The sequence below is a fragment of the Clostridium sp. ATCC BAA-442 genome (assembly GCF_964239415.1).
GTDB lineage: Bacteria > Bacillota > Clostridia > Oscillospirales > Oscillospiraceae > Flavonifractor > Flavonifractor plautii.
This window is the reverse complement of sequence record NZ_CAXSQB010000110.1, coordinates 1-1,302: the sequence shown is the minus strand read 5'-3', so window position 1 is coordinate 1,302 and position 1,302 is coordinate 1. Positions and strand designations below refer to the sequence as shown.

Annotated in this window: 1 protein-coding gene; it reads left to right on the top strand. The window is 63.1% G+C overall.

Annotated elements, in window-relative coordinates; genetic code table 11:
* Positions 1-184 precede the first annotated feature (184 nt).
* Positions 185-1,302 (top strand): ABC transporter ATP-binding protein (locus ACESY8_RS19685; RefSeq protein WP_204682703.1); only part of this gene is annotated, 1,118 nt, incomplete at its 3' end.

Sequence of the window (1,302 nt, the reverse complement as noted above, 5' to 3'; positions counted from 1 at the left end):
GCGCCCCAAAATTCAAGCCTTCCGACCCTACTCCATTTTCATAGGGCGGAGGAGCGGTCAAAAAGGAGGAACGCCCGCCGGGCCGGCGGTGCGGCAGTGTGGAGACCTGCCGTAACGTCCGCAGAGTGACGCTCTCTGCGGGCAAGAGGGTATTTGCGGAGGCATTGCCCTTACGGCCCTGAACATGGCAACTGTATCCCTGAAGAATGTGAAGAAGATCTATGACAACAAGGTGACCGCGGTTCACGACTTCAACCTGGAGATTGCGGACAAGGAGTTCATCGTCCTGGTCGGCCCCTCCGGCTGCGGCAAGTCCACCACGCTGCGGATGATCGCCGGCCTGGAGGATATCTCCGAGGGCGATCTGGTCATCGGCGGCAAGCGGATGAACGATGTGGAGCCGAAGGATCGGGACATCGCCATGGTCTTCCAGAGCTACGCCCTGTACCCCCACATGACCGTATATGAGAACATGGCCTTCGCCCTGAAGCTGCGCAAGGTACCCAAGGAGGAGATCGACAAGAAGGTGCGGGAGGCGGCCGAGATTCTGGACATCACCCAGTACCTGGACCGCAAGCCCAAGGCGCTGTCCGGCGGCCAGCGCCAGCGCGTGGCCATCGGCCGCGCCATCGTCCGTGATCCCCAGGTGTTCCTGATGGACGAGCCGCTGTCCAACCTGGACGCCAAGCTGCGCAACCAGATGCGCGCGGAGATCATCAAGCTGCGCCAGCGCATCAACACCACCTTCATCTACGTCACCCACGACCAGACCGAGGCCATGACCCTGGGCGACCGCATCGTCATCATGAAGGACGGCTTCATCCAGCAGATCGGCACCCCCCAGGAGGTGTTCGACCAGCCCGCCAACCTGTTCGTGGCCGGCTTCATCGGCTCCCCCCAGATGAACTTCTTCGACGGTGAGCTGGAGAAGAAGGACGGCAAGTACCAGCTCAAGGTGGGCGAGGCCACCGTGGTGCTGGGCGGCAAGGCCCAGGAGCTGCTGGTCGGGAAGGGCGTGGGCGAGCGCAAGGTGACTGTGGGCATCCGTCCCGAGCACATCGCCTTTGCCGCCGCCCCTGGCACCGATACCGTGTCCAGCAAGGTGGACGTGTCCGAGATGATGGGCAGCGAGGTGTACCTGCACGTCAACGCCGTGGGCCGCGACGTGGTGCTGCGCATCCCCACCACCGACCTGCCCGCCGAGCACCGGGCCGGCATCCCCTACGGCACCGAGATCAACTTTGCCTTCCGCCCCGACCTCATCCACCTCTTTGACCCTGAGACCGAGAAGAACCTGATGTA